The organism is Acidovorax sp. (genome assembly GCF_046314175.1).
In the GTDB taxonomy this organism is placed as follows: domain Bacteria; phylum Pseudomonadota; class Gammaproteobacteria; order Burkholderiales; family Burkholderiaceae_C; genus Acidovorax.
Genome location: NZ_JBKBXG010000172.1, coordinates 1 through 4,708, shown reverse-complemented (window position 1 = coordinate 4,708; position 4,708 = coordinate 1). Strand labels below are relative to the sequence as shown.

Below are 4,708 nucleotides of genomic sequence, written 5' to 3'. Positions count from 1 at the left end.
GGAGGTTCGCTGTGAACTCATCGATGGAAAAAACCAAGGCAACCAGCATGTTTCATGTTTTCGGCTTGAGTGTCATCACGTGCATCGCGGCGATGTTCCCACCTGTTGCCGTCGCAGCGCCTGGTGCCCACGGCCCCAATGGTGAGCATCTGGATGCCCCCACGGCGGTCAACGCATCCGGTTTGATGCGGTTGCCAGACGGTAGTGTCAACGTTCCGATGCTCGCCCAACGGCGCCTGGGTATCCGCACACAGTTGACCCCGGAAACCCAAACCGCCGCCACCATCGAGTTGTCAGGCCGTGTGGTCGTGGACCCCAATGCGAGCGGTCGTGTCCAGGCGATCCATGGGGGACGGATCGAAGCGGGACCACGCGGTCTGCCGGTTGCCGGTCAGACCGTGCGGCAAGGAGAGGTGCTGGCCTATGTGGCCCATCACGCCGAGCCCTATGCCCTGGCCAACCAGCAGGCCCAGCTCGCCGAGTTGCGCAGTGGCCGGGAACTGGCCGCACAGCGGGTGCAGCGGCTGCAGTCCCTTGAAGGCACGGTGCCGCGCAAGGAGATCGAGGCCGCACGCGCCGAACTGCAGAGCCTCACTGCGCGCGAGAAAAGCATTGGCGCGAGCCTTGCGGCCCGAGAGGCCTTGCGGGCTCCCGTCTCCGGGGTGATTGCCAGGGCCGATGTGACTAAAGGCCAGGTGGTCGAGGCTCGCGAAGTCTTGTTCGAGGTGATTGACCCTGCACGAGTGTTGGTGGAGGCCACCACTGCAGATCCTGGCTTGCCCGCACGCACGGGTACAGCCCACTTGCAGGACGTGCCTGGCGTCAAGTTGCAGCTGATCGGCGCTGCGCGCAGCCTGCGCGATGGCGTGCTGCCAATGACCTTCAGGGCGGTTCCGGATCAATCGGGCAAGGCTTTGCCGCTGGCGGTCGGACAGCCCGTCACCGTCGTGGCCTCGTTGAACGAGCAGGTCAAAGGCTTTGTCCTGCCTGCGCAGGCCGTCGTGCGCAACAGCGCCAACGAACCGGTGGTCTTGATCAAGTCCGGTGCAGAGCGCTACATTCCCCAACCGGTGCAATATCGGTCTTTGGACGCCGCCACGGTGGTCGTCACGCAGGGCCTGGGCGCTGACAACCGCGTGGTGGTGCAAGGTGCACCGCTGATCGCACAGATCCGCTGAACGGAGCCCACGCAATGTTCAATTGGATCGTAAGGAACAGCCTTCACAACCGCCTGTTCGTCCTGGCGGTCGCGGCGCTGCTGATGGTCTACGGGGCCATCACCGCATGGCGCACGCCAGTCGATGTGTTTCCCGACCTCAACAAACCCCTGGTCACCGTCTTGACGGAAGCAGGAGGTATGGCGCCCGAAGAAGTCGAGCAGCTGGTGACCTTCCCTCTGGAGACCGCGCTCAACGGCATGCCGGGGGTCACGCGGGTTCGCTCTACATCTGGGGTTGGCCTGTCCATTCTCTATGCCGAGTTCGATTGGGGGACCGATATCTACCGCAACCGCCAGCTCGTGGCGGAGCGCCTGGCACTGGTGCGGGAGCAACTCCCCGGGGGCATCACGCCCGTCATGGGGCCAGTGTCTTCCATCATGGGCGAAGTCATGCTCATCGCACTGCCGTTGGCAGCAGGCGATGGTAAGGCCGCCGCAGCGACACCCATGCAGGCCCGTGAGTACGCGGACTTCGTGCTGCGCCCAAGACTGCTGTCGATTCCAGGGGTTTCACAGGTCATCCCCATCGGCGGCGAAGTGCGCCAGTTGCGGGTGGAGCCGGACACGGCACGCATGGCACAGTTCGGGGTGACATTGACGCAGATCGAGCAGGCCCTTCGAGGCTTTGCGGGGAATGCGGGAGGTGGCTTCATCGACCTCAACAGCCGTGAATTCCTCATCCGCCACATCGGCCGTACCAGCCGTGTCGAGGACCTGCAGGGCGTGGCGGTGGCCTGGAAGGATGGCCGAGCCATCTTGCTGGAACAGGTGGCCAATGTCCGGTTCGCTGCCGCCATGAAGCGCGGTGACGCCGGATACAGCGGCGTGCCTGCCGTCATCGTCAGTGTGCAAAAGCAGCCTGCGGCCGATACCGTCAAGCTCACCCACGCCATCGAAGCGGCATTGGGGGATCTCAAACAGGGGCTGCCCGTGGGCTTGGCTGCTCCGAAGGTGTTGTTTCGTCAGGCGGACTTCATCGAGGCGTCCATCGGCAACGTGACCGAGGCTTTGCGGGACGGCGCCATCATGGTGGCCATCGTGTTGTTCGCCTTCCTGTTGTCCGCGCGAACCACTTTGATCTCGCTCGTGGCGATACCGTTGTCGCTGGCCGTGACGGCCATGGTGTTCCGCCTACTGGACCAGTCCATCAACGTCATGACCCTGGGCGGCCTGGCCATTGCTATCGGCGAGCTGGTGGACGACGCGGTGGTGGATGTGGAGAACATCCTGCGCAGGCTGAAGCAAAACCGTGCCCATGGCAATCCACTGTCCATGCTGGAGGTCGTGCGCCGGGCGAGCGTGGAAGTCCGCTCGGGCATCGTCTACGCCACCGCCATCGTGGTGCTGGTGTTTGTGCCGCTGTTTGCGCTGCCGGGCATCGAGGGTCGCCTGTTCACGCCCCTGGGCATCGCCTACATCGTGTCGGTGCTGGCATCGATGCTGGTCTCAATGACGGTTACGCCCGTGCTGTGCCTTTACCTGTTGCCGGGGATGAAACGGTTGGACCATGGTGACAGCACCCTGGTCGCCTGGCTCAAGCGGCGGGATGCGCAAGTGCTCAGCTGGTCGTTTTCTCGCGCCAAGGTGCTGATGGCTGTCGCTGCACTGGCGGTAGCTGCAGCAGCTGCAAGCGTCCCGTTTTTTCCACGCGCCTTTCTGCCTGCCTTCAATGAGGGTTCGCTGGTGTTGGGCATGGTGTTCAACCCAGGCACTGCGCTGGCGGAAGCCAATCGCATGGGGGCGTTGGCAGAGACGCTGATCGCAGAAGTCCCCGAGGTCACCCAGGTCGGACGCCGAACGGGGCGCGCCGAGCTGGATGAACATGCCGAAGGCGTGCACTCGGCCGAGATCGATGTGGACCTGAAGCGGTCCGCCCGGGACCGGGAGGCCGTGATGGCAGACATCAGGGCCCGCCTGGCCGTCCTTCCTGCGCAGGTGGCTATTGGCCAGCCGATCTCCCACCGACTGGACCACCTTTTGTCAGGGGTGCGGGCTCAGATCGCGCTCAAGATCTTCGGCGATGACACCGACACCTTGCGGGGCCTGGCCGAGCAAATGCGCCAGGGACTCTCGGGCGTTCCAGCGCTGGTGGATCTGACCGTGGAAAAACAGGTGCTGATTCCCCAGATCACGGTACGGCTGGACCACCGCAAGGCCGCGCAGGTCGGTTTGTCTCCAGGCGAAGCGGTGCGGATACTGCAGACCCTGACGGATGGTGCCCATGGTGCGCAGATCGTGGATGGCCTGCGCCGCTATGAATTGGTGCTGCGCCTGCCCGATGACAAACGCAGCCCTCAGGATCTGGCTCGCACGCTGATCGACACGCCTGCGGGGCAGATACCGGTGTCTGCCATCGCCACGGTCCAGGAAACCGATGGACCCAACCAGATTGGCCGAGAAAACGGTCGTCGGCGCATCGTCGTTTATGCCAACACGGACGGCTCCGACATGGGCCGCGTCATTGCCGACATTCGTGCGGTGATGGCAAAGACGCCATTGCCACCGGGGACCTTTCTGAGTCTGGAAGGCCAGTTCCAGGCCCAGGAGCAAGCGATGCAACTGATCGTCGGCTTGTCGCTGGTGTCTTTGGCAATGATCTTTCTCGTTTTGTATGTACGCTACAAGTCGGCGGTGTTGGCCGGGATCATCATGGCCAACATTCCGCTGGCGCTCATCGGCAGCGTGGCTGCGATGTGGCTGGCGGGGGTGAGCCTGTCGGTGGCCTCCATGGTGGGCTTCATCACGCTGGCGGGCATTGCCACGCGCAACGGGATTTTGAAGGTCAGCCACTACATCAACCTGTGCAAGTTCGAGGGAGAGGTCTTTGGCCAACCCATGATCGTGCGCGGCTCGCTGGAGCGGTTGACCCCGGTGTTGATGACGGCGCTGGTGGCAGCCTTTGCGCTGACCCCGCTGCTGTTGGCGGCCGATGCACCTGGTAAGGAAATCCTGCATCCGGTGGCGGTCGTGATTTTTGGTGGACTCGTCAGCTCAACCTTGCTGGACACGCTGCTGACGCCCGTGATGTTCTGGCTTTTCGGCGAAAGTGCCACCCGGCACTTGATTGAGGGCGGCAGCGCACAAGCTGAAAGCGAACCGACAAGCCAGGAGGCCTTCTGACCCCAGGCTCCAGCTGAATTTTCCGCAAATTTCTGATAGGCCTGGGCGCGCTGCCTTTTGAAGCGCGCCAGTGAATCAATCTCAACAGAAGGAAATCCAAATGACCATGAAAAAGAACTTCTCCCAGCTGATGGCAGCCACCGCAATCGTGATGGCATCCCTGGCGAGTGCGCCTGCGGCAATGGCCCATGGTTCAGCCGAACCCGCTCACGGCGGCGTGGTGCAGACCGCTTCCGATCTGTCGTTCGAGCTGGTCGCCACCGCTGAAGGTGCGGCAATCTACATCGTGGACCACGACGAGGATGCGGACGCATCCAAGTTTGGCGGCAAGGTTACCGTGCTCAACGGTACCGAAAAGGCAGAGGCGCC

At 63.1% G+C, this 4,708-nt stretch carries 3 protein-coding genes; all 3 read left to right on the top strand.

Features of this window, described 5'->3' with window-relative positions; translation table 11 throughout:
* Positions 1-47: 47 nt before the first annotated feature.
* Positions 48-1,178, top strand: coding sequence for an efflux RND transporter periplasmic adaptor subunit (locus ACK4OE_RS25190; RefSeq protein ID WP_409889164.1), 1,131 nt, complete (start codon positions 48-50; stop codon positions 1,176-1,178).
* A gap of 14 nt (positions 1,179-1,192) precedes the next feature.
* Complete coding sequence (locus ACK4OE_RS25185) at positions 1,193-4,339, top strand: efflux RND transporter permease subunit (RefSeq protein WP_409889163.1); 3,147 nt, start codon at positions 1,193-1,195, stop codon at positions 4,337-4,339.
* A 100-nt stretch (positions 4,340-4,439) separates the two neighbouring features.
* A partial coding sequence (locus tag ACK4OE_RS25180; protein ID WP_409889162.1) for a hypothetical protein occupies positions 4,440-4,708 on the top strand: 269 nt, incomplete at its 3' end.

Excerpts from the sequence above, each read along its gene's own strand:
- ACK4OE_RS25185 (WP_409889163.1), top strand. The coding sequence starts at position 1,193 with ATGTTCAATTGGATCGTAAGGAACAGCCTTCACAACCGCCTGTTCGTC.
- ACK4OE_RS25190 (WP_409889164.1), top strand. The coding sequence starts at position 48 with ATGTTTCATGTTTTCGGCTTGAGTGTCATCACGTGCATCGCGGCGATG.